This is a genomic window from Trueperella sp. HMSC08H06 (assembly GCF_001808465.1).
GTDB lineage: Bacteria > Actinomycetota > Actinomycetes > Actinomycetales > Actinomycetaceae > Trueperella > Trueperella bernardiae.
This window is the reverse complement of the sequence record NZ_KV793369.1, coordinates 22,609-46,363: the sequence shown is the minus strand read 5'-3', so window position 1 is coordinate 46,363 and position 23,755 is coordinate 22,609. Positions and strand designations below refer to the sequence as shown.

Here is a 23,755-nt window from a genome sequence, read left to right as displayed (position 1 = left end):
TACGGACTTCAGCTCGCAATCTCAGACAAACATCTTCTCGAGCAGGGACTTCTTAACGTTCCCGAGCATGTCCAACTTACGCTGATGAAGGGCGATGAGGCGGTCGAGCCCCGCAAAAACTGAGCTAACCCGAGCCTGCTCCTTTGGCCCGGGAAGTGACAGATCCATCATGACCAACTGCCTACCAGACACTTCCAAGAAGGTCGAGCCAGCAGCTTTTTCCTCTGCGTACGCCTTAATCTTCCGAGTCATTGAGAAGACGAAATAGGTATCAGCATCTGGGTTTACGACAATCGATTGAAATCCTTGGTTCGTACACGCTGGTCTCGTCAGCAGAGCAGTAAGCCCAATGCTTGCACGACTCGTAAACAATACCGTACGGCCCGCCGGTAGCAGTCTCGCAGACGAGTTATCTAGGCCCTCTCGGCTAATCCTTCTCGAACTGCCAGAAAGAAAAACTTTGCCCTCCAGCTCACCGGGCGAATACCAATCAATGTCTCCATCCCAGTACTTGGGGTTAGTAGTATCAGGCGTGCCACCACCAACAATCGAGGCAATCTCACCCAGCTGACGCTGTTCCCAAGGGTCCGTAAATCCAGCAAATCGGATCTCCGGAACATCCGAACCGGGCTTCGGGAACATTTTTTCCAATAGAGACTTTTTGACCTTCGTCAACTTGTCGAGCTTACGCTGATGAAGGGCGATGAGAGAGTCCAGACGTATAAACAGGGTCGAAAACAGATTCTGCTCGTCAGGAACCGGATAGCAGATTTGAACTTCAGCGATATCTGAATTATGGACATGAACTACTGATTTACCCTGAGCACGCATCGCAAGATCTTGATGTGCAGGACCGTAGGTGATTCCATAAGCAAGAAACTCTGGTTTCAAGACACCCGACGGAGTTGCGACATTGAGATCACCGCCAAGAATGACTCCTGGTCTATCCAACGATGCGGCGACCGCGATTTCTTCTGCACTCTCACCGGATGCCGGAACAAGGACTTCTCCTCCTCGAGAGATCACCGAATCCGCACGTTCATCCGCATAGGTATCAATACCTCGAATACAGGTTTGATAGTGAGTATACAGTCGCCCGTACAGAAGAATCGGTGTGCCTTTGTCGGAAACATCCGCTTTACTGTAGCCCTGCCCCTTCCGGAACGTGCAAACCTCACCCAGCTGACGCTGTTCCCAAGGATCCGTGAACCCCTTGAAACGGATCTGCGGGACATTCCTTTCTTCAGGCATTTATTCACCCCCGAGCAGGCGCTCGAGCTCGCCGATGGCTTCCATGTCGGCGTCGCTACCCGTGAGGTCGCCGAGCAACGCGGAGAGCTCACGCTCGGTGTCGGCGATCTCCTGGGAGACGTCCGCGAAGGTGGACTCGTACTTCTTCGCGAGCGCACGCACAGCCGCCACACATTCGGCAACCTTAGCCTCAGCCAGGCCGGCCAGACCATCCATGAGAGGCGAGCTCCACTTGTCATGGAGGAGCACCAGGCCCTCCTCCACGCTCAAGCCTTCCAACCGCTCCTTCGTGTCGTCCTCAAGCTTTCGCGATGCAGCCTTGACTTCCCTATCGAGCCCACTCTTCGACTCCAGCAACGCCTTCGCCTGCAGGGCGATCCTCTCCGCCGACTCCTCCGGGAAGTCCTCCGGCACCGCGCGCGGCTTCACGCCCGCAGCCTTGAGGTAATCGACTACACCCTTGCGCGCAAACGCAGACTTGGCCTCGTTGAATAGGTTGTCTGGAGCGTCCTCGGGTAGACTCTCAAACAAAGTAGTCAGCTCCTCCCCGGCCTCGGCAGCCCTGCGCTTCAAATCATCCAGCTCGCCCAGCTCGTCGCTCAGCAGCCTGCGCTGGATGAGTTCGAACGGCAGGATCCTTCCCACGAATCCCTCTTGGACCTCCACTTCCTTACCGTTCTTCTTCCGCACCACCATGTTCGGCGCCACGGCAGTGATCGCCGAGTCCCCCTCGGTCTGGATGATCTCAAGATCCTGGCCCATCTCATCCCATGCCTCGTCGAGAACCTGGAACGCATCGTAGTAGTCGATAAGCGGGATGCCATCCAGCGACTCCTCGAGCAACGCCGCGAACATCCCCTGCTCCGCGAGCGCGTTGACACCCATCCGCGCGTCAATGAGGCGCTTCTTGATGTGGGCTGGGAAGGAACCCACAGCCTGGCCGAAGCCCGAACGAAAAGCGGCCACGGCGTCGTCGTTGGACACAACCTCCTCAACGTCGACATCCCGGGCCGCGATCGCGTCCCCGCTCACGTCAAACAGCTTCTCCCGCAGACCCGGCCACGCCTCCCAGAACGGCGCCAGCCTGCCCAACTCATCCGCCGGAATGCCACCGAAAAGTAGGGCGTGCAGGTTCCATGGTTCCGCCGGCTCCGAGGAATCGACGTAGCGAGGGATGTTGAGGTTGTAGTCGTTAGCGCGGATCTCCTCGAGTGAAACCAAGCGGCTGAACTTGTCCACCTCGCGGCATCCCGCCACCGTGTCCGTAATCCGCTGGATATCCGAAGCACGCAACACGTTCTGCTTTCCAGCCTTGACGAAGTTCTTCGAGGCATCCACGATCAGGACATCGCGTTCCGTCCTCGCCTTGCGCAACACCATGATGATCGTGGGAATACCCGTGCCATAGAAAATGTTCGCCGGCAAGCCGATCACCGCCTGGACATGGCCGCGCTCCAGCAGGTTCTGGCGGATCTTGCCCTCCTCACCGCCACGGAAAAGCACGCCGTGCGGCAAAATGATCGTCATGATGCCGTCAGGCTTCAAGTGGAAAAGATCGTGGAGCAGGAACGCGTAATCCGCCTTCGACTTCGGGGCCACACCATAGTTCGCAAAGCGCGGGTCGAGCTCCTTGTCCTCCGGCTCCCACTGCTGAGAATACGGAGGATTCGACACCACCGCGTCCACAAACAGCGGGTTATAGGTTTCCTCCTTATTCTCCTCCGACTCAAACCACGGCCAGTCCGCATCCAACGTGTCACCATTACGGACCTCGATGTTGTCCGGCAGAATCCCGCGCATCACCAAGTTCATACGGGTGAGGTTGTACGTGTTCTGCTTCAGCTCCTGCGCAAAGAACTTGATGTTGTCCTTGCTCCCATTTCGGCGAGCCACGGCCGCGCCGATGTTGATGAGCAGTGAACCAGATCCGGAGGTCGGATCATAAATCTCGATGTTCTCGCGGTCCCGCAAGTGCCAGGCCACAATCTCACTCATCAGCAACGACACCTCGTGCGGCGTGTAGAACTCGCCCGCCTTCTTACCCGCGTTCGCCGCGAAATTCGAGATGAGGTACTCGTAGATGAAGCCCAGCACGTCATAGTCCTGCTTGCCCCCCATCGGGATGTCCTGGATGAGGTAGATGAGGTCACGCGCCGCCTTCGACTGGGCGCGGGCATCCGTACCCAACTTCGAAAGACCCGACTGAAGCGTGTCAAAAATGCCGTTGAAGACCTTCTTGCGAGCCGGGTCAATGTTGCGGCTAAACGCGGAGAGCGCGTCGCGAACGTTATCGATGCCGAAATCATTGCCCTTGGCCAGCCACGTGCCAAACAGGTTCTCGTAAGAAATGAAGTAGCCACACAGGTCTCGGGTGTACTCGACGATCTCGACGTCGTCCTCCGTCAGCGCCGTCAAGTCATCCAGCCCGTCCCGCCTCAGCCGCGCCACCTGCTCTTCAGACAGGAACTTGTAGAAAATGAAGCCAAGAATGTAGTCCTTATATTCATTCGCCTCGATCTTCGAGCGCATACGATTCGCAGACTTCCAAATCCTGGAAGCAAGCTCCTGCTTATTCATCACTCAACCCACATTCTACTTCGACTCCGGCACCAACGCCGACATGCTGCTTGCCATGTTACTGGAGGAGAAGCGGGCACCTGAGCAGGCCGGCCGGTCGTCGTCTGGGTGGGCTTGCCCGCACGCCGGCCGGTCGCCGTCGGCCCGGCCCCAGCCATAGACCCAATACACCACCAAGTGAGAAGAGCCTAAAGCGTCCTGGGTGGAAGTCGCGGCCGACCAGATCAGGACACATATCTAATCTCTTCGAGCTACGAGTTGTCACCGGTGATGTGCCCTTGCCTCTACCCGATACTCCAGCTATGCACATCAGTCTAGCAGTCTGTTCTCAACTAACCGCGATGCCATTACGGTGCAGGGCCTGCCACATTTTCCACACTCCATAGCTGCAATCACGCGCGTCATGCATGCTCTTCGCGCGTTCAAATGAGTGCCATGTCCCGCACGGCTCTGACGCTCTGCCCGCGGCACGAAGCCGGACGTTGTCCAGGCTCATGTCCCCCTCACCAGGCGACGGCAACCCAGCCTTACGAGCAGCCTGAACCCACTGCAGGAGACAGCTTTGAACGCGCCACACAAATTCGTATACAAAAAGCGTCGAGGCCACGGGATCTCTCCCGTGGCCTCGCCGCTTTTGTGTTAGTCAGCGACTCAGCGCAGTGACTGTTCTACAGCTCAGCGCTTCGAGGGGCGCCTGCGCACTGCGAGCAGTCCCACGCCGCCGGTGATCAGCATAGCTGCTGCAACGAGTGCCGCTGCGACGCTGGCGCCGGTGTGCGGCAGAGACCAGCTACCAGAGCTGCTCGAGCCCGCCGGGTTGCTACCGTGCCCACCCGAGGTGCCAGGAGTCTGAGCTCCATCACTCGGCTTGTCACCGGGCGTGGAAGGCTGGCTCGGCTCGTCGCCGGGCGTGCCGGGTTCAGTCGGGTTGCTGGGCTTGTCACCCGGATCCTCGGACGGGTCCTGCGTAGGCTCGTCTGACGGATCGTCGGTCGGGTCCGGGGTCGGCTCTTCGCTCGGGTCCTCGGATGGGTCCGGGGTCGGCTGTTCGCAGTTGCACTTGGCGCCTACGCGCAGCTTGCGCGGCTGCGGTTCGGTCACGACCTTCTCGGTGGTCTCCGGGTCACCGACCGGCTTGCCGTTTTCGAGCTTCCAGGTCTTGGTGATTTCCTTTTCGCCGAAAGCGCCAGGCTGGTCTTCAACGATCTTGCCGACTTCGAGGTTCGGGTCGTACTCGATGACCGTGTCGAACGGGATCTTTTCGGTGTGCTTATCGGTCAGCTCGGTCTGGTTCTTGGCCGGACCAACCTCGACGATGTGCTTAACCGGATCGCTGATCTTTTCGGAGGTGTCCTCCGTGGAGATCTCACCGTTTTCGGCGTTCACCTTGACGGCGTGCTTGACCTCGCCCTGCTTACCTTCCTGGACAACCTTGGTTTCACCAGGCTGCAGGTCAGGGTTGACGCGCACCTCGACGTCGAACGGAGTCTTCTCAGTCCACTCGATCTCGGTGGAGGCGGGCTTGCCCTTCGTGCCGACCTTGATGATCTGCTTGACCGGCTCGGTCACACGCTCGGTTTCGGTCTTGGAGTCCACAACCTTCGAGTTCTCGATGGTCAGGGTAGTGGTGACCTTGTCCTTACCAAGCTTGCCTTCCTGAACAGTTTCCTGCTTCCCGGCTTCCATCGTGTCGTCGAAGATGACCTCTGTCTCGAACGGCACGTCCTTGGTGTACTCACTGGTGTGAGTGCCTTCAGTGGTGGTCTTGGTGCCGACGCGGATGATCTGCTTGACCGGTTCCTTGGTGCGCTCAGTCGTCACTTCCGGGTCACCCGAGGGCTTGCCGTCCACGATCTTCTGAGTCGAAGTCACAACCTCGGTACCGAGTTCACCCTTCTGATCAACCTTCTGCTGACCTTCTTCCAGGGTGTTGTCAAAGACGATCTCGGTTTCGAACGGAACAGGCTTCTCGACCTTGGTCACCAGCTCGCTCGGAGCTAGGCCGGGGCCGTACTCAACGATCCGCTTGACAGGCTCCTTGGTGGTCTTCTCCTCGGCTACCTCAGCCTTATCGCCCTCGGCCGTGAACTTAGCGGTATAGGTCTTCTCGCCGTTCTCACCTTCCTGAACAACCCGGGTTTCACCAGGCTTCAGGTCCGGGTTCTCGCGAACCTCGGTCGGGTACGGGATCGGAACCGTCCACGTGACTTCCTTGGCGCTCTTAGCAGGCTTAGTGCCGACGATGACGACCTCGTTCACCGGCGCCTTGGTCTGCTCCCAGCTGCCGTCCTTGTTCTGCTTTTCTGAGCCCGGCTCGCCCTTGGTCTCAACCTTGTACTCGCCGGCAGGGATGGTGTCGTCGTACTTGTATTCGACCTTGAACGGAACTTCACGGGTAGGAACGTCAACAACGTTCACCACTGCGTAAGCGGTATCCGTGGAACCGTCTTCGTAGGAAACGGTGACGGGAATCTTGACCTGGTCGCCCGGCTTTGCATCCGCAGGTGCGGTTGCGGTTACCTGGCCGTTCTCGTCAATGCGGACATCCCAGCCGGCCGGAATCTCACCCAGCTTGTAGGGGTTTTCCTTTGCGACGTTGACGTTGTCTGGCTTTTCCAGAGCAACTGGTAGCGTCGCGGTCTCGCCCGGGTAGACCGTTTCTACAGGGTAGGTCGGCTCAGCTTCCCAGCTGTTGGTTAGCTTCACCACGGTGGTGACAGGCACCAACGGAGTTGAACCGTCTGGGGTTTCAACAGTGACGTTGATGGTCTTGCTGTCACCCGGCTTGGCATCTGCCGGAGGGGTAGAAGTGACGACACCGGTGTTCGGGTCGACCTTGTACTTCCAGCCGTCAACCTCCTGCTCGGTGATCGGTTGGTCGTTCTCATCCTTACCGAACGAGAACTTCGACCCCTTAGGGGCGTCCTGAACGTTGTGGTTCACAGCCTGGTTCGGGCCGGTGGTCTGCACGTCGTATGACGCGTTGATATCGCCTTTCAGAACGACCACGGTGCCCTTGACCTCTTGCGGCTTGTCAACGTTGTCGTAGTAGGCAAGAACCGGCACGTTCAGGATGTAGCCCTCTGGAGCGGTCCGAGGAATGGTCGTGGTGATTTCACCAGTGGTCTCATCAATCTTGACGGTCCACTTACCGCTCTCATCTTCGACGGTGTACTCGGTCTTACCGTCCTTGAACGTGAAGCGCTTCGGCGCCTCATCGGTCGTGTTACCACTCAGGCCGCGCTCTGGAACCTCAGGCTTGAGAGTGACCTTGGCGCTTGGCTTATTGGTCACCGTGCCGTAGGTCGGGATCTTGATGTCAACGATCGCCTGGAACTGGGTCTCGATTTCGTCCGTGGTCTGGTCCGGGTAGGTTGCCTTCACCTTCGGGGTGATGATGGTGCCCGGCGCCACGGTGTCGTCGGCCTTCGCAGTGACCTTGCCGGTCTCATCGATAGTGACAGTCCAGCCTTCAGGAACGGTGGACTCATCGATCTCGAACTTAGCCGGGTGAACCGGCTTGTAGCCCTTCATGATGGATTTCGTGCCCACCTGGGCGGTCAGCTCGTCGCCAATCGTGCCCTTCGTCAGACCCGGGCGTACGAGGTCGGTGACCTGGGTGTTGTTCGGGTCAACAACGACGAGCAGTTCAAGCTTGTCAGTGGAGCCGTTGGAGTACTCCACTGTAATAACAGGGCGCGCGAAGGTGCCCGGACGCGGATTCTCCGGGGCGGTGACGGTGACGTTGTAGTCCTCGTCCATCTCCACGGTCCAGCCCTCGTAGACGTACCTCTCGTCGAGGGTGACCTTAGCTTCGAAGCCGCCGTCGCCCTTCTTCTTTGCCAGTTCCTTAATCAGGTCAGCGGTCTGGGTGAAGGTGACCTTCTGCGGCTCGGTCGCAATCGGGCCGGTAGCGCTATCGACGCCGGAGATGATCGAAGCCTCGGTCTTGTCGTACTTCGGGGAGTGGTACTCCGTGTCATCCAGGGAGAAGGCCTTCGAGTCGATGACGTTCGCCTTGTTGTAGCGAGTCAGCGAATTAGAGCTGTCGAAGACTTTGCCTTCGCCATAGAGATTGTTGTTCTTGTCAGCAGCCTGGAGCTGGTCCACGGTACGTGGCTTAGCCAGAACGGAGAAGCTCACGTTCTTGTCAGTGGCCAAGTCGGTACCGCGATACTCGGGCCAGGTGAAGTAGATCTCGCCGGTCTTTTCGTCGATACGCAGGTTCTGCGTACCGCCGGACGCTGCCGGGTCGGTGGTGCCGATGAACTTACCGTTGCCGTCGTAGGCCTCCACGACCATGCGAGACATCGAATCGTCCGTGCCTTCGCCCTTGACAGCAGGAACGTTGATCTTACCGACCTTGGTTTCCACACCAGGGACGATAACGTGCTTCTCGAAAGACTCCCACGACACCGTGATCGGGTTACATTCGATGTTCTCGCTCGGCCACGGGTTTACGATAGCGCTGAATCCAGCACTGTTACCTTGCGAGGCATACGGTCCGGTCGGGTTCTCTTTCTTGTAGTTACTTTGCCAACCGTAACGCACAGGGTTATCGGCAGTGGCCGAGGCGAACTGTTTGATTTTCTCCTCGGTCAGCTCTGCATAGATATTAACGTTTCGTTGGCGGACGGACGCAGTAATCTCAATGTTCTCGTCAGCCTTGTGGGTGACGTTCTTGTCAAGGAAGGCCTGACCGACTTCCATGGAGGGCAGCTCGCCGGCATCCAGAACACCGCCAAGTAGACCCGAATTGGTGAAGCTCCAATCAGCGAATGTGCGGTCTTTCGAGTTATCAAAAGACACACTCACGCCCCATAGGGTTTTCGAGGGGCTCGTTGCGCTTGGCTCCAACGTCTTCCACGTGAAACCCGCCTGGCTGCCGTCCGGAGTGCTTTCAGAGACAACGCACGATCCAGCCGGGAGGTCGGAAGCCTTCTGGGCGTCCTTCTCCACCGCGCCGGACGTGTCTCGGATGCCGCCGGTGAAGGTTGACGCGGACGCCGGTGAGGCCGTCACGAGGCTGGATCCGGCAGATGCGCCCAGAGTTAAGGCGAGGGCTGTCAGTGCAGCACTCGGGGCACGCAAAAAGCGCCTTCCCGGTGTCGAAGCTTTAGATAAATCCATCCCTAAGTCCTTCCAATCTTCTATATGCCTTCTGCGGCAGCCGGAGGATGGGCGGCGCGCAAGAACACTCTCCACCGCCGGCCTCGCAGGCTCAGGGTCGGCAGGTTTGTAAAGGAGTTAACAGCATTCGCATCTAGGATACTGCACTTTTCTTGCTTTCGACACTGCGCGGATTTCGCTTATCCGAGGCGGCCAACAATTGAACAGCAAGGCGTTGAGGGGTACTCCCCTACGGGCGTTTTGTTAGTGAGCATAAGATCACACAGCAATCGTCAAGGATTGGTTCTAGATGCTCTCACCTTGGGGAGGATGGCGATCTGTTTCCGTTGCTCACCGCGTAGTTGCGGGCCGCGGTGATCTCCTGGTCGTCCATGCCGTCGCCGACCAGAAGGATGCCGTTCTTCCCGCCGGTCTGGCTGACGGGGTCGCACACAAACGCCGTCTGGTCGCCACTGCTCTGGTCGACGTCGCAAGGGCGAACCACACCCAGTACAGGACGACGCCGGTCAGTACGATCCCGAGCACCGCGCCCAGCACCTTCATGACCGGGTTGCGAGCCGCCAGCAAGGCGAACGCGTGTTGATTCGCCACGGCACCACCTCGAAAGCTTTTGCGTCACGGCAGCCAGGCCGCTTGTGGGGTGGGTGAAGGCAAGGCGATCCCGCAGGCGGACAGGGCGGCTCGGGCGTCGTGAACACGAGGGCCGGGCAGGCGGACGCACGGGCACCCGCTAGAACCGATAGGGTAAGGCTTTATCTTGACGTGAAAATACTCCGCGGACATTGTAGTGTGAGCACCAGAAGAATAATCAGGTGACAACCGGCACACGCCGGGATTATCGAAGGGGAAAAGAATGTCCGATTACAAGCTCGTCTTCCACATCAACGAGAACGACCGCTGGCCGTTCACCCTGCGCTCCGTACGCAACTTCATCCGCGCCGACGACCGCCACCGCGCAGTGGTGGTCGCCAACGGCGGGGCCGTCCGCTCCTTCTCCCAACTCGAAGCCGACCCCAACCGCATGGCCCGCATCCGCGGCCTCGAAGCCGAAGGCGTGTCCTTCGTGGTGTGCCAGATCGCGCTCGGCGAGCGGCAAGTCAAGGAAGAGCTCATCCCCGAATACGTCAAGGTGGTCCCCGCCGGCATCGTGGAGATCGCCAAGCTCCAGTCCGAGGGCTACGGGTACGTCAAGGCCTAAACCTGCGAACCGAACGACACGTCTGCCCGCAGCACCGTGAACTTCGCGTTCCGGGCCAGCTGGCGCGTGCGGCCCACCCGCCGCTCCACCTCCGGGCGGTAGCGCAGATGGTTGTTGTGGACCATGTAGAGACGCCCGCCGGGGCGCAGGAGGCGCGCGGCCGCGTCGAGCAGGTCCTGGACGAGCGTGGCGTCCAGCGCCGCGCCCGCGTGGAAGGGCGGGTTGAGGAGCACGACGTCGGAGCTCCCGGTCGGCTCCTGCCCGGCGGCGTCGTCCCAGGTCACGCGGGCGCGGTCTCCGAACTCGGCGAGGGTGAGGCTGGCGGAGACGACGGCGTCGGCATCGGCGTCCGTGGCGAGCACGGTGGCGTCGGGCAGGGTGGCAAGCACGATGCGGGCAACGGTTCCGTTGCCGCATCCGAGGTCGACGACGCTGCGGCCGGTATCGACCTCGCTCGGCGCCTCCCAGGAATCCCACGGGTTTGCGGCGAGCTTCGCCTTGCGGCGCTCGGCACGAAGCTCGGCCAGGGCGGTGTCGGCCAGTAGCTGGCCGCTGTGGTCGACCTCCGCGCCAGAGAACACCCCGCCCACGCCCACGATCGTCCCAGCCTCCGTTTCACGGGATGCCGGCTCGTAGCCCTGGCCCGTGCGGCCGGCGCCCACAAGGCAACGGAACTTGCCGCGGCCGCGGGAGGCGTGGACGTCAGTGAAATAGCGGGCGAGCGTGGCGTTGTGCCCGCGATCCATATGCTTGTTATTCGCCCCGAAGATAAGGGCGCCGGCGGGCACGGACCCGGCGAGATAGGCAACCTCCTCCAGCGACTTCGGGGTGTGGCCGAGCGCCACGTCAATCTTTTCCGTAAAGAACTCATCGAGACGCAGGGGACCGTCCGCGCCCGCGATCCGCACGCGATCGCGGGCGCCCAGCTCACGAGCCATCCGATCCGCCTCGCGCGCCTGCATCACCGTGCGCGAGGCCACCCACACCCGCTCGGCGGTATCAAGGGCGCTACGCAGGAGGGTGGCGGCGGGGTCGTCGAGGATCGCCACGGACGCGGCGCCCGGCGCTTCGGCCGCCGCCACGTCCAAGATCAGCTGGTCAAGGGTTGAGGTCATGTCACTTCCGCCTTCAGTCGGTTCCCGCACATCATACCCACTCCCGCTGGCCCGCCCTGCGGGCCACGTGGCGGGGCAGCAAACGCCCCGGCGTGGCTAACTGGTGAATCTGAGCCCGAAAGCCCCGTTTTCAGCAACGCCCAGACTCACCAGTTAGTTACAGGCTCAGCGCGAACTACTCAGTGTTGCTGTGCTCCCGGTGCCCCCGGCGGCTCATCGCGTGGCGCAGCGCCCGGTTGAGCCGCTTCTCCTCCTCGCGCTCGCGCCGGTGGCGGCGCTCGATCGCGAGCTGGCGCTGGAAGGCCTCCTGGGAGCGCTGGTCGAGGTAGACGACATCGTTGCGCAGGTCCTTGACCAGGGCGAACATGAGCGCCACCACCACGAAGAGGAACGGGGTGGCCGCCACGATGGTCACCGATTGGATGTTGCCGAGGGCACTGTCGCCGCCGGACACGAGCAGGGTGAGCCCGATGGCCGCGGTCAGTAGACCCCACAGGCCGGACAACCACGGGGTAGGCGTGGACTTCCCGCCCTGGGAGATGGAGGCCATGACCGTGGAGGCGGAGTCGGCGGAGGTGATGAAGAAGGTGGCGAGCAACAACACCGCAACCAACCCAAGCACGAACCCACCCGGTAGCGAGTGCAACAGGTTGAACAGCTGCGACTCCACGTTGCCATCGCCGTAGATCGACTCGCCGGCGAGCTCCATCGAGATCGCGGACCCACCGAAGATCGCGAACCACACCGTGGACAGGCCGGCAGGGATGAACATAACACCCATGCAAAACTCGCGCACCGTGCGCCCGCGCGAGATCCGCGCAATAAACATGCCTACGAACGGCGACCACGAGATCCACCAGGCCCAGTAGAAGATCGTCCACCCGGACAGCCAATCGCCGGCAGTGCCGTTAGCGGATTCGGCGGTGCGGCCGGCCATCTCGAAGAAGCGCGACAGGTAGGCGCCCACCGAGCCGGGCAAAAGGTTGAGCTGGGCGATCGTGGGGCCAAGGATGAAGACGGCGACCGCGAGGATCGAGGCGAAGACCATGTTCGCGTTCGACAGGTAGCGGATGCCACGCCCAACGCCAGACATTGCGGAGAGCAGGAAGGCCAGGGTCAGCACGGACACGATCGCCACGATCAGCCCGGTCCCCGGATTCTCCACGATACCGGCCGCGGTCAGGCCCGCCCGGATCTGCAGGGCGCCCAGCCCGAGCGAGCAGGCGGTGCCGAACACAGTGGCAAAGACGGACAGGGAGTCGATGGCCTGACCCAGCGCGCCGTTCGCGTGCTTCTCCCCGATCAGCGGAGTGAAGGCGGCGGAGATCAGCTGCTTGCGCCCGATCCGGTAGGTCGAGTAGGCGATCGCGAGGCCCACGATCGCGTACATGGCCCACGGGTGCAGGGTCCAGTGGAACATCGCGGTGGCCATCGCGGTGCCCACTTCGTTGGGCTCGTGGCCGGGCACGCCGTCGCGGTAGAAAGCGAGCGGCTCGGAGGCGCCGTAGAACATGAGGCCGATCCCCATGCCGGCGGCGAACATCATCGCCACCCACGACGTGTTGGAGAATTCCGGTTGCTCGTTCGCGGCGCCAAGCCGGATCGAGCCGAATTTCGAGGCGGCGATCACGACGACGAATACCACGAACACCGTGGAGAACAAGACGAACGCCCACCCCAGGTTCTCAAGTACCCAGCTGAACATGGCCGAGGCAGCGTTTTCGAAGTTGTCCGGGGCGCCGAGTCCCCAGGCGACCACCGCGATCACCAGTGCCATCGCGGGGATGACCACGGGCCAGCTGATGGAGCCGTCGGCGGTTTCGGAGGCGAGTTCGACTGGTTTTTCTTGAATGTCTGCCGCGTTGATTTCCTTTTCCACTGACAGGAGCGCGGCGAGCTCCGAGGTGGCTGATGAGTTAGCGTCGAGCGGTTCGCTCCAGTTTACGTCCTGATTCTTTTCTTCCATACCTCCATTCTTTGAATAAATTCCGCATATATTCCAGTATTGGGCGCAGACTATGCGATTTCTCTCCCGCCAGGCGGGGCGGCGGGACGGGTCGTGCCCACCGGCACAAGCGAGTAGGCTCGAAGGCATGATGAATTGGATTTGTGGGCGCAAAAAGGCGTCAACCGAGAAGGCGCAGGTGGCTACGGATGAGGCACAGGTGGCCGCGATCGCCGCGGGGAAATCCACTGGCACGTGGGGTGGCATGGTGGCGCCCCCGGCGGCGATGAACTCGGCGCTGGGCGTGCCGCACTGGCTGGCCAAGTATGGGCTCGCCTCCTGGATGCTGATCGGCCTGGGGATCGTGATCGTGGCGATCGCGTGGATCTTGGGCGCGGTCACCGAGGTGTTCCTGGGCGTCTTCCTGTCCTTCGTGCTCACCGCCGTGCTCTACCCGATCGTGTCGTGGCTGTCGAAGTACATGCCCCGCACGGCCGCCACCGCGCTCGCCATGCTGTTTGGCTTCATTGTGTTCGGCGGGATGGTCAGCTACGTGGTCTACTCGGTGGCCAACGAATGGGACTCGCTGGCCAATCAGTTTCAGGACGGCGTGAACTCCATCCTCGACTTCTTCACCCGCGACAACCTGCCTTGGCACCTGTCCCGCCAGGACCTGTCCGAGGCGATCTCGAACGCCGTGTCCACGGGCACGGATTGGATCCAGTCCAACGCGGGCACCATCGCGCAGACCGTGCTGGCCAACGCCTCGAACTTCGCCGTCGTCATGACGATCCTGGCTCTGTCGCTGTTCGTCACCTTCTTTTTCCTTGCCCAGGGCCCTCAGATGTGGCTGTGGTTCTTGAACCTGCTCCCGGCGCGCAACCGCTACCGCAGCCACCTGGGCGCGACGGCCGGCTGGGTGGCCTTCTCCGGGTACGCCCGCGGCACCGTCATCATTTCGATCATCAACGGGATCCTGGCCTTCATCTTCTTGTCAATCGTGGGCGTGCCGCTGTCAGCCCCGCTCGCCGTCCTGGTGTTGATCGGCACGTTCATTCCGCTGGTCGGCGCACCGGCGGCGATGGTGGTGGCGATGATCGTAGCGCTGGCGTCGGGCGGCCTGGTCAAGTTCATCGTCGTGGGCGTGGGCATCGCGGGCATTGGCCAGATCGAAGGGCACCTCCTCCAGCCGCTTATCATGGGCCGCCAGGTGGCGCTTCACCCGATCGTGGTGGCGATCGGCGTGGCGGCAGGTGGCTTCGCCGGCGGCCTGGTGGGCGCGGTGATTGCGATCCCGCTCATGGCGATCGCCTGGTCGGTCTACCGCACGCTCCGCCAGGGCGACGAGGAGATGACCGAGCTTCCCGACATCCCGCAGGAGAAGGTGCTCCCTGAAGAGGACTAACCCCTCACCTTTACTTTTGCACCTCGGTAGCGATCGTGGCGTAGCCCTTGTCCATCTGCAGGCCGGCCGTGGAGGAGGCCTCGTTCATCGGCAGTAGCACCACGCGCCCGTCCCTGATCGCGGGCACGTCGGCCAGCGCCGGGTTGCCCAGCAGATCCTCGAAGGGCTCAAGTCCGGCGCCCATGAAATCCTCCACGAACAAGATGTCGGGGCTGGCCTTGAGCAGGGTTTCGGCGTCGATCGGCATGGTACGAGTGATGCCGGCGGCCGCGCCGGCGTCGGTGGCGCCCGCGCGGATCGCCAGGCCGGGCACCACGTTGTTCACGCCCATCGCCATGACCTTGCCCCCGCGCGCGATGAGCTCGAGCACCGCCGGGCTCTTCTTGCTCTCAACCTGCGCCACCTCGGCGTCGATCTGCGCGATCCGCCCCAGGAAATCGTTCGTCAGCCCCGCGGCCGTGACCGGCATCCCCAGTTTCTCGCCCATCTTCTCCACCGCCGCCGCGTACAGCTCCGGGGTGTCGAACTCGTGGCCGTCGAAGTCGAGCACCTCCACGCCGGCTGCGCGCAGCTGCTCGGCCACCCCGCTCTCCGACTCGAAGCGCGCCGTCATCACCACCAGGTCCGGGTTGTAGGACAGGATCTGTTCGGCGTCGGGGTTGATGCCCGTCTCGAGCCGCTCGGTCACCTGCCGCGCGAGCTCCGGGTTCTGCCCCATCGGCGACGCCGCCGACGCCGAAATCACCGCCACGTTCTCCGGCCCAGCGAGCATGAGGGCCATGTCGCTGGTCTCGGGGCTGGTGGCCACGATGCGCGTGTAGGCGCTGGTCTCCGTCACGGTGTCCGTAGGCTCATCGGTTTGGGTTGTGGTCTCGGCACTTCCCGACGCCGACGGCCCGGCCTCCCCCGAACTCGCCGGCGCGTGGGAGCACGCTGCGAGGGCCAGGACGGCTGCGGCTGCAAGGAGTTTCTTCATGATGTTGACCTTTCGTGAGTCGAAAATTGATAGGAGGGCATGTGATCAGGGGCTTCGCGGAGACTGCGTGAGCGGTGCTAGAGCGGGGTGACGACGAGCGTGCCGGTGACCGGGGAGGGCCGGACGTCCACGGGCGTGCCGTAGATCTCCTTGATCGCCTCGGGAGTGAGCACCTCGCCTGGCGTGCCGCGGGCCCGCACCCGCGCCCCTCCCAGCCGGGGCTGGAGGAGGACTAGCTCGTCACAGAACCGGGCGGCGAGCGTGAGATCGTGCAGGACGGCGATCACGGTCCGACGCCGGTCGGCCGCCACCCAGGGCCGTAGCACCTTGAGCACGGCCACGGCGTGGGACAGGTCGAGCGCGGAGACCGGCTCATCCAGCAAGAGCAGGGGCGCGTCCTGTGCGAGAGCGCGGGCCAGGCCGGTGAGCTGGCGTTCACCTCCCGAGGTCTGCCGGGTGGGGCGCTCGGCCCAGGCCAGCGCGCCGGTGGCGGCAAGGGCGGACGCGACACGGGCGTCGTCGTCGGCGGAAAGCGAACCGAAGCGCGGGAGGGCGGCATACCGGCCCATCTCCACCACCTCGCGGCCGGTGAAGGCCGAGCCGCGCAGGGATTCCTGGGCGAGGTAGGCCACGAGCTCGGCCCGCCGGCGCGCAGAGAGTCGGGCAAGGCTCTCCCCGCCGACCTCCACCACACCCTCAGCCGGCACCAGCCCCAGGATGGCCTTGACCAGCGTGGACTTGCCCGCGCCGTTCGGACCGATGAGACCCACGATCCGGCCGGCGCCGAGCTCGAGGTGGGCGATGTCCAGCACGGGCCGGTCGCCGTAGCCGGCCCGAAGGCCGCGCAGGCTGACCGCGGCCGCCGCGCGCCCAGCAACCGGCTGCCCGGCGCTCGCCCCGCTCATCGGTGCCCCTCCCTCAGCACGAGGAAGAGCAGCATCGGCGCGCCCACCAGTGCCGTCACCACCCCGGTCTGCAGCACCACGGGGGTGAAGATCATGCGGGCTACGGTGTCGGCGACGATGAGGAACACCGCGCCGAAGATGAAGGACGCGGGGATGAGCATCCGGTAGTTCTCCCCGCGCGCCAGACGAATGAGGTGGGGCACCACCAGCCCGACGAACGAGATCACGCCCGTGGTAGCCACGGCACCGGCGGTGGCGAGCGCCGCGAAGGCCAGCACCGTGTGCGACACCCGCCGCACCGCCACCCCCGAGCTCTGGGCCGTCGAGGCGCCGAGGGAGAGCATGTTGAGCTCGCGGGCGTGTAGGCCCACGCCGATCGCGCCGATCACCACGGGCGCCACTACCAGCGCGACGTCGGACATCGTGCGCCCGGCGAGGTCGCCGTTCAGCCAGAAGATGGCCGAGCGGGCGTTTTCGGCGTCGGGGGCGTTGGCGATCGTGGCGGCGATGATAGCGCCGAGGAAGGAGTTGAGAGCCACGCCCACCAGCAGGATCGTGGCCGTGGACGCCCGCGGGCCGCGCGCTCCCACCAGCTGCACGAGCCCAGTGGCGGCCAACGCCCCGGCGAACGCGCCGAGCGGCAGCAGGGCCGGATGCGCGAGCGAGGCCCCGGACACGATGACGACCACCGCGACCGCGGCCGCTCCCGTCCCCACCCCGGTGATCCCCGGCTCGGCGAGCGGGTTGCGGAACACGGCCTGCATGGCAGCCCCGGCCACCGCGAGCGCCCCGCCCACGAGCGCGGCCATGAGCACGCGTGGGAGGCGGATGTGGGTGATGAGGGCGTCGGAGGCGGGGGCATCAGCGCCGGTGATGGCACGGGAGAGGGCGGCGGCGACGTCGGCTGGCGGGGTGAGGATCGGGCCGATGGCAACGGCGAGGAGCATAGCGACACCGAGGGCCACGCACCCGATGAGGAGCCCGCGCTTGCTCATGGCAACCTCCTCGCACTCTCGTTGCCATCTGGACCGTTTCAGCCTACGCACTCTCCGCCGGCGCGTCGAACGGAGGGCCGATCAGCTTAGCGACATGCGCGCGGCAACCGGTCATGTAAGGCGCCCACCCCGCCGGCCGCGACCCGCACCCAAAGCCCCCGCGCGGCATCGGGAGAAAGCCCGGAAAAGCCGCGCCACGGCGTCGTGAAAAAGGCCCCCGCCACCACCGCCGAGCCCGCGGGCGGACCGCCTAGCCACGCCCCCGGCGGCGCGCTACGATGTGATGAACAACGCGAAAGGATCACCCATGACCACCTTCGTTGACGTGACGAACATGTCGCGCTGGATCTTCAGCACCGGCGTGGAGAAGATCATCTCCGGGATGATGGACTACCTCGAAGCCGACTTCCTCAACTGGGACTCGTTCGAGAAGATCCCGCGCGTGGCCAGCCACTCCCCGATCGGGGTGATCGAGCTGATGCCCACGTCGAACTCGGAGGAGTACTCGTTCAAGTACGTCAACGGCCACCCGTCCAACCCAGCGCGCGGCTTCCAGACGGTCACGGCGTTCGGCGTGCTCTCCGACGTCGACAACGGCTATCCGACCTTCCTCGCCGAGATGACCCTGCTCACCGCCCTGCGCACGGCCGCGTGCTCCGCGCTCGTGGCACGCACGCTGGCCCGCCCGGACTCGCACGTCCACGCCCTCATCGGCTCGGGTTCGCAGTCGGAATTCCAGGCGCTCGGCATGCGCGCCGCGCTCGGCCTGGAGGAGCTGCGCATCTACGACATCGACCCGCACGCCATGGAAAAATTCCACCGCAACCTCGCCCCGCTGGGCTTTACGATCACGGTGTGCGACAGCGTGGACGACGCCGTGGCCGGGGCCGACGTCATCACCGTCTGCACCGCCGACAAGGCCAACAACACCATCCTGTCGGATGCGCAGGTGCGACCCGGCGTGCACCTCAACGCGATCGGCGGGGACTGTCCGGGCAAAACCGAGCTCGAAGCCGCGATCCTTGAGCGCTCCACTGTGTTCGTGGAATTCACCCCGCAAACCCGCATCGAGGGCGAGATCCAGCAGATGGCCCCGGACTTCTCCGTGACCGAGTTCGCCGACGTCCTGGCGGGTAAGGCGCCCGGGCGGACGTCGGCAGACGAGATCACCCTGTTCGACTCCGTTGGCTTCGCCATGAGCGACTTCTCCGCCCTGCGCTACACGCGCGACTCCGTGGCCGGCACCAGCTACTTCGACGACATCGAGCTGGTCGCCGAACCCGACGACCCCAAGGACCTGTTCTCCCTCATCGTGCCCTCGCTTCATCCGGTGGGCTGATGGGGATCACGGCGCGGCGCGCTAGGTTTGATGCGTGTTGATTGCCGCGATCGCCTTGACCCTGGGAGCGCTGGCCTATGCCAGCGTTCTGACCGAGGCCGCCCTCGGCTACCCGCTCTCCCCCACGGTGTCGTATTTGTCCGAGCTGTCGGCGGCGGACCAGGCGTCCTCCGCGCTCGTGCGCTCGATGGATGCGGCTGCGGGGGTGGCGTTCGCGGCCGTCGGGTTTTACTTGTGGTCACGACGCCGTGGCGCGGCGCGCGACCTCCTGCCCGGGGTGCGCTGGGGGTCAGGTCACGCGGGTGAGCTGGATGCGGGGCTGGCGGGAGCGCGCGGCGGACTACCGGGCGCGGCGGGCGGTGCCGGGGTTGGCGGCCGGCTGGCCGGGCTTGTGCCGGAGCGGGTGCTCGTAGCACTGGTGCCGGGCGGGATGGCGCTGTCCGGAGTCGCCACCGTGTTGGACGCCGCCTTCCCCATGGACTGTGCCGAATCCGTGCCCTCGTGCCGGGCACAACTCGAGGCCGGCACGTCGTTCAGCCACCTCGCCCATACGGTGACGTCGTCGCTGGCGGGGCTCGGACTGGTCGCGGTGGCGGTGGGCGCGCTGCTCGCCGGCACGCGGGTGATGCGGGCCGTGGGGGCCGTGGTGGTGGGGGCGATGGGCGTGGAGCTCGTGACGATCGCTGCCGGGTGGCCGGTGGGGATCGCGCAGCGCGTGCAGGTGGCGGCGTCCGTCGTCCTCATGCTGATGATTGCGGCGCGGATGGGAGGTGGACATGTGGGTGATCCTGCCCGGACTGGCTCTCGCTCCGCGTGACTACGCGCCGCTCGCCGCGCTCCTTCGCGGGCGCGTCATCGTGGCCGACCAGTGGGCCGTGCCCCTCACCTCGGAGGATCTGCCGCGCGCCCTCGGACTCCCCGACCGCGGCACCGAGCGGCTCGACCTTATCGGCCACTCGCTCGGCGGGCTCGCCGCCCTCTCCTTAGCCCTGGACGGCGCAGACTCTCTCACCCTGCTCGACCCCACCACCCTCGGCGAGGCCAGCTCCCACGTACGCGTTCCCCGGTTCGCCGCCCCGCTCGGAGCGCTGGCCCGCGCGGCGGCCATGCTTGCCCTGACGGGGAAGGACCCGATTTCCGGGGTCGAGCGGCAGGCGCGCTACGGCACGCCCGCCGGCCTCGAGGCCATCACCTTCCAGCTCGCCGAGCTTGCCCGCCTGCAGGATCGGATCTCTCAGAAGCTGAAGCACCCGCTTCCGCCCACGTTGCACGTGTGCGCTCTCCCCCACCCGGGGGCGAGCTCGCATCGCTCGGCCCAGCGCGCTTTCGCGCGCCAGATCGGCAGCGAGCTCATCGAGGCACGCGGCTGGAACCACCTGTTCCCGCTCACGCACCCGGCCGAGGTGGCGGAGTTGATCCTGGCCGGCCCATCTACTCGCCAGCCGCCCGCCAACTGACCCGCCGGCACCGGCACCGGCACCCTACTGGGCGGGTTTGACGAACGGGAACGCCAGCGTGTCGCGGATCGTGCCGTCCACCAGGAACATCGTCAGCCGGTCGATGCCAATCCCGAGCCCGCCGGTGGGCCGCATGCCGAACTCGAGGGCGCTCAAGAACTCCTCGTCAACCTCCATCGCCTCGGCGTCCCCGGCGGCAGCCAGCAGGGACTGGCGGGTGAGGCGGTCGCGCTGGTCGATCGGGTCGGTCAGCTCGGTGTACGCGGTGCCGAGCTCCATGCCGAAGGCCACGAGGTCCCAGCGCTCGGCCAGCCCGGGAACGGAGCGGTGCGGGGCGGTGAGCGGCGAGGTCTCCACGGGGAAGTCGAGGTAGAAGGTCGGCTCCTCGGTCTGGGACTCCACCAGCTCGTCGTACAGCTCGGTCACCATCGCGCCGGGCGTAGCGTGCAGGCCCACCTCGATGTCGAACTTCTTGCACAGCTCACGCAGCTCCTCCGCGCTCGTCTCGGCGGTGACGCGCTGGCCACAGGCCTCGGAGACGGCGTCGTGAACCGTGATTGAGCGCCACGGGCCGGAGATATCGAGCCAGCCGCCGCCCGGGCGCGGCACGCGCGGCGAGCCGTGCACCGCGGTGGCGGCGGCGATGATGAGCTCGCGGGTGAGGTCGCGCATCGTGAGGTAATCGCCGTAGGCCTCGTATGCCTCGAGCGACGTGAACTCGGGGTTGTGCGTGGAGTCGGCGCCCTCATTGCGGAAGTTGCGTCCGAGTTCGAACACACGCTCCACGCCCGCCACGCACAGCCGCTTGAGGAACAGTTCGGGGGCGATACGCATGGTGAGGTTGAGGTCGTAAGCGTTGATGTGGGTGGCGAACGGACGGGCGTTCGCGCCGCCGTGCACGCGTTGGAGGATCGGGGTCTCGACCTCGATGTAGTCCCGGACGGCCAGGAAGTCGCGCACGGCCTTCACCGCCGCCGACCTCGTGTACAGGCGCGTCCACGCCCCCGCGTCGGTGGCCAGGTACATGTGGCGGTTGCGCAGGCGGGCCTCGGGGTCGGCCACGCCGCGGAACTTGTCCGGCGGCGCCACCAGCGACTTCGCCGCCATGGTCCAAGACTCCACTGCGAAGGTGGGCTCGCCGGTACGGGAGACGCCGAGGCGCCCGGTCACGGACACCACGTCCCCACGGTCCACGCCCGCACGCCACAGCGCCATGTCGGCCGCGCTTGAGCGCTCGAGGCTGATCTGCAGCTCGTCGGTGCCCTCGCGCAGATCGGCGAAAATGATGCCGCCGTGGTCGCGGATGCGCAGGATGCGCCCCACGATCGAGATCTCGCCCACGACGCCGTCCGCGCCCGTCGCGTCAACAGCGCCCGTTGCGTCCGCGCCAGGCCCGGACGCAACCGGACCCCGCTTGACCTGCGCGATCGAGGCCGTGTGCGGGACGGCGGGCGGGTAGGCATCCATGCCGGCCGCCTCAAGGGTGGCGAGCTTGGCGATTCGCACGCGCTGCTGCTCGTTGCGCTTGGGCTCGATCGCAGGCGGGTTGAGCAGCTCGTCGAGGATAGGTTGCATGCGCGCCACAACGTCGCCCACATACGTTGCCGACTCCTGGGCGGCGTTGCGGCGGCGGAAGGCCTGGGGGACGTCGGGCACGAAGCCTTCGGCCCGCCCGCACGCGATGAGGGTGCGGGTGAGTTGCTGGGCCGAGCTGTAACACATGAGGCGGCGCTTCCACACCGGGTTGTACTTGGCGTTCGACTCGTACAGCGAGTGCAACTGCCACCAGCGCGAGGCCAGCATGAGGATGCGGTAGTTGAGGCGCTGCAACGGGGTGGCGCCCACGCGCTCGCTGACCTCGAAGGCCGAGCGGAACATGGCGAAGTTGAGCGAGATACGGTCAATCGCAAGGTTTTCGGCGTTCTGCATGAGCTCGGTCATCATGAGCTCGTTGACGCCGGAGGCCGCGTCCGGCGAGCGGCGCATGAGGTCCAGCGACACCCCGCGCTTGCCCCACGGTACGAACGTGAGAAGGGAGCGGACCTCGCCCCCGGCGTCGTGGGCGGTGACGACGAGGATGCGGGGGTCGCGCGGGTCGCCCAGCCGGCCGAGCGCCATGGAGAAGCCGCGCTCGTCGCCCACGCGCCAACGCTCGGCGCAGGCGGCCAGCTCGGCCAGCTCGGCGGCGTCGATCTCCTCCTGGCGGCGGATCTTCACGGTGTAGCCCGCATTGCGCGGGCCGGCGATCGCGCGGCGGACGGGCTTGTTCTTCGACAGGGAGAAGTCGGCGGGGTAGATGACCGACTCATCCCCCATCGCGATGAGGTGCATGCCGGCGTCCTGGTAGGCGCGGGCGCCCTCTTCGGAGGCGGAAATAACGGCGGGCACCCAACTGTAGCGGCGGGCCACCAACTGCCAGGTGGCAATCGCCTCCGGCCACGAGCGCCGATCACCCAGCGGGTCGCCGCCCGCCAACGCCACGCCGTTGGTCACCTTCCACGAGATCGCCGCCCGGCCGTTGGGGCTGGTGGTGAGCCGGCGGTCGTCGCGGGTGGCGAAGTAGGACAGGGAGTCGGCGTCGTCATCGTGAAGGAGTATCGTGCGCGCGGTGACCTCCGAATCAACCTGGCGGGCCACCTGGCGGGCGTCGGCGCGAAAGAAGGTGGAGATCGCGCCAAGCAGGCCGGCGACCACGATGATCTCGACGATGAGGAAGGTCCACCAGCCGGCGTCGTAGGAGACGTCGTAGGGGTGGCCGGTCGGGTCGGCGCTAACGATCGCGGCGGCCGCCCACTTCGCCGCGTCGAGGTAGGGCATGTGGTGGACCATGACGGCGCTGAGGAAGCCGTACCCGTATCCCAGGCCAAGCCCGCCGAGGCCGACCGCGAGCGCCCGCCACCATGCCCCGCGTACGAGCCGCCCCGGGAACGCCGCGCGCGCCCACAGCAGCACGATGATCGACGCGAGTGCGAAGAGTGTGGCGGCGACAAAGAGGAAGTATTCCAGGCGCTCCACGCCCAGCTCGGCAAGGTCGTGCCACATTGGGATGACCGCCACGGCAAGGGCGAGGGTGGTCACCTGGAAGACGACGAGGAAGCCAATCATCGCGGCGCGCTGGCGGCGCATGAAGCCGGAGGCCAGCATGGCGTTGATGAGGCCCCAGATGAGGGAGGGGTCGGAGTAGATGTTCGTCAGCCAAAAGAAGTCGGAGATCGCGGCCGCGGTGCCGGGAGCGATGCGCTCAACCAGCAGGCCCACGATATTCCACACGGCCACCACCTGAAGGAGGAAGGTGAAGAAGCGCGCGACTGCCTCTTGGCTGGCGCGCACGGGCTGACACGGTAGGTCCACGTCCATCGATGTATGCATAGGACAATCCTATGACTCGACCCTCTGCGCGCCCGTCATACCGTGGTACAGCCGCGGGACCGCCCTCCTCAGACCTCACGATTTGCGCAAGCA

At 64.6% G+C, this 23,755-nt stretch carries 14 protein-coding genes; 5 read left to right on the top strand and 9 right to left on the bottom strand.

Going from position 1 to position 23,755, the window contains the following annotated elements:
* Positions 1 to 21: 21 nt before the first annotated feature.
* The 3 genes from HMPREF3174_RS07995 to HMPREF3174_RS07985 form a co-directional block, all read right to left on the bottom strand.
* Complete coding sequence (locus tag HMPREF3174_RS07995; RefSeq protein WP_070448349.1) at positions 22 to 1,251, bottom strand: restriction endonuclease subunit S; 1,230 nt, start codon at positions 1,249 to 1,251, stop codon at positions 22 to 24.
* Positions 1,252 to 3,828, bottom strand: coding sequence for a type I restriction-modification system subunit M (locus HMPREF3174_RS07990; protein WP_070448348.1), 2,577 nt, complete (start codon positions 3,826 to 3,828; stop codon positions 1,252 to 1,254).
* A gap of 675 nt (positions 3,829 to 4,503) precedes the next feature.
* Entirely contained in the window at positions 4,504 to 8,958 is a 4,455-nt protein-coding gene (locus tag HMPREF3174_RS07985; RefSeq protein ID WP_070448347.1) for a G5 domain-containing protein, read from the bottom strand.
* Positions 8,959 to 9,811: 853 nt separating this feature from the next.
* Here HMPREF3174_RS07985 and HMPREF3174_RS07975 point away from each other — a divergent pair.
* Positions 9,812 to 10,156 carry a DsrE family protein gene (locus tag HMPREF3174_RS07975; RefSeq protein ID WP_070445715.1) on the top strand — a complete coding sequence of 115 codons (345 nt, stop codon included), beginning with the start codon at positions 9,812 to 9,814 and terminating at the stop codon, positions 10,154 to 10,156.
* On the opposite strand, the gene HMPREF3174_RS07970 is transcribed toward HMPREF3174_RS07975, so the two are convergent.
* Both HMPREF3174_RS07970 and HMPREF3174_RS07965 read right to left on the bottom strand, forming a co-directional pair.
* Positions 10,153 to 11,271: a class I SAM-dependent methyltransferase gene (locus HMPREF3174_RS07970; protein ID WP_070448346.1), complete on the bottom strand. Its 1,119-nt coding sequence runs from the start codon at positions 11,269 to 11,271 to the stop codon at positions 10,153 to 10,155. The genes HMPREF3174_RS07975 and HMPREF3174_RS07970 overlap by 4 nt on opposite strands.
* A gap of 175 nt (positions 11,272 to 11,446) precedes the next feature.
* Positions 11,447 to 13,237: a BCCT family transporter gene (locus HMPREF3174_RS07965; RefSeq protein ID WP_070448345.1), complete on the bottom strand. Its 1,791-nt coding sequence runs from the start codon at positions 13,235 to 13,237 to the stop codon at positions 11,447 to 11,449.
* Between the two features lie 127 nt (positions 13,238 to 13,364).
* Here HMPREF3174_RS07965 and HMPREF3174_RS07960 point away from each other — a divergent pair, with 127 nt between their 5' ends.
* Entirely contained in the window at positions 13,365 to 14,621 is a 1,257-nt protein-coding gene (locus HMPREF3174_RS07960) for an AI-2E family transporter (protein ID WP_068539284.1), read from the top strand.
* Positions 14,622 to 14,631: 10 nt separating this feature from the next.
* On the opposite strand, the gene HMPREF3174_RS07955 is transcribed toward HMPREF3174_RS07960, so the two are convergent.
* From HMPREF3174_RS07955 to HMPREF3174_RS07945, 3 genes are all read right to left on the bottom strand, one after another.
* On the bottom strand, positions 14,632 to 15,597 hold the full coding sequence (locus HMPREF3174_RS07955; protein ID WP_070445724.1) for an ABC transporter substrate-binding protein: 966 nt from the start codon (positions 15,595 to 15,597) through the stop codon (positions 14,632 to 14,634).
* A gap of 77 nt (positions 15,598 to 15,674) precedes the next feature.
* Positions 15,675 to 16,502, bottom strand: coding sequence for an ABC transporter ATP-binding protein (locus HMPREF3174_RS07950; protein ID WP_068539287.1), 828 nt, complete (start codon positions 16,500 to 16,502; stop codon positions 15,675 to 15,677).
* Positions 16,499 to 17,497 (bottom strand): FecCD family ABC transporter permease, encoded by a 999-nt coding sequence (locus HMPREF3174_RS07945; protein ID WP_062613981.1) that lies wholly within the window; start codon positions 17,495 to 17,497, stop codon positions 16,499 to 16,501. The genes HMPREF3174_RS07950 and HMPREF3174_RS07945 overlap by 4 nt, the downstream gene beginning before the upstream one ends.
* A 307-nt stretch (positions 17,498 to 17,804) precedes the next feature.
* Between HMPREF3174_RS07945 and HMPREF3174_RS07940 the strand changes: the two genes are divergently transcribed.
* From HMPREF3174_RS07940 to HMPREF3174_RS07930, 3 genes are read left to right on the top strand one after another with little or no spacing between them, the layout of a single operon-like run.
* Complete coding sequence (locus HMPREF3174_RS07940; protein ID WP_070448344.1) at positions 17,805 to 18,836, top strand: ornithine cyclodeaminase; 1,032 nt, start codon at positions 17,805 to 17,807, stop codon at positions 18,834 to 18,836.
* A gap of 34 nt (positions 18,837 to 18,870) precedes the next feature.
* On the top strand, positions 18,871 to 19,653 hold the full coding sequence (locus HMPREF3174_RS07935; protein WP_148132206.1) for a DUF998 domain-containing protein: 783 nt from the start codon (positions 18,871 to 18,873) through the stop codon (positions 19,651 to 19,653).
* A complete protein-coding gene (locus HMPREF3174_RS07930) occupies positions 19,613 to 20,293 on the top strand; it encodes an alpha/beta fold hydrolase (protein WP_148132205.1) in 681 nt (226 codons plus the stop codon). The genes HMPREF3174_RS07935 and HMPREF3174_RS07930 overlap by 41 nt, the downstream gene beginning before the upstream one ends.
* Before the next feature lie 24 nt (positions 20,294 to 20,317).
* On the opposite strand, the gene lysX is transcribed toward HMPREF3174_RS07930, so the two are convergent.
* Positions 20,318 to 23,662: a bifunctional lysylphosphatidylglycerol synthetase/lysine--tRNA ligase LysX gene (gene lysX, locus HMPREF3174_RS07925; RefSeq protein WP_083297721.1), complete on the bottom strand. Its 3,345-nt coding sequence runs from the start codon at positions 23,660 to 23,662 to the stop codon at positions 20,318 to 20,320.
* Positions 23,663 to 23,755 lie beyond the last annotated feature (93 nt).

Bases quoted from the DNA above. Each gene is read 5' to 3' on its own strand.
- HMPREF3174_RS07930 (WP_148132205.1), top strand. From the start codon at position 19,613: ATGTGGGTGATCCTGCCCGGACTGGCTCTCGCTCCGCGTGACTACGCG.
- HMPREF3174_RS07965 (WP_070448345.1), bottom strand. From the start codon at position 13,237: ATGGAAGAAAAGAATCAGGACGTAAACTGGAGCGAACCGCTCGACGCT.
- HMPREF3174_RS07970 (WP_070448346.1), bottom strand. From the start codon at position 11,271: ATGACCTCAACCCTTGACCAGCTGATCTTGGACGTGGCGGCGGCCGAA.
- lysX (WP_083297721.1), bottom strand. From the start codon at position 23,662: ATGCATACATCGATGGACGTGGACCTACCGTGTCAGCCCGTGCGCGCC.
- HMPREF3174_RS07975 (WP_070445715.1), top strand. From the start codon at position 9,812: ATGTCCGATTACAAGCTCGTCTTCCACATCAACGAGAACGACCGCTGG.
- HMPREF3174_RS07940 (WP_070448344.1), top strand. From the start codon at position 17,805: ATGACCACCTTCGTTGACGTGACGAACATGTCGCGCTGGATCTTCAGC.
- HMPREF3174_RS07985 (WP_070448347.1), bottom strand. From the start codon at position 8,958: ATGGATTTATCTAAAGCTTCGACACCGGGAAGGCGCTTTTTGCGTGCC.
- HMPREF3174_RS07955 (WP_070445724.1), bottom strand. From the start codon at position 15,597: ATGAAGAAACTCCTTGCAGCCGCAGCCGTCCTGGCCCTCGCAGCGTGC.
- HMPREF3174_RS07945 (WP_062613981.1), bottom strand. From the start codon at position 17,497: ATGAGCAAGCGCGGGCTCCTCATCGGGTGCGTGGCCCTCGGTGTCGCT.
- HMPREF3174_RS07990 (WP_070448348.1), bottom strand. From the start codon at position 3,828: ATGAATAAGCAGGAGCTTGCTTCCAGGATTTGGAAGTCTGCGAATCGT.
- HMPREF3174_RS07960 (WP_068539284.1), top strand. From the start codon at position 13,365: ATGATGAATTGGATTTGTGGGCGCAAAAAGGCGTCAACCGAGAAGGCG.
- HMPREF3174_RS07995 (WP_070448349.1), bottom strand. From the start codon at position 1,251: ATGCCTGAAGAAAGGAATGTCCCGCAGATCCGTTTCAAGGGGTTCACG.
- HMPREF3174_RS07950 (WP_068539287.1), bottom strand. From the start codon at position 16,502: ATGAGCGGGGCGAGCGCCGGGCAGCCGGTTGCTGGGCGCGCGGCGGCC.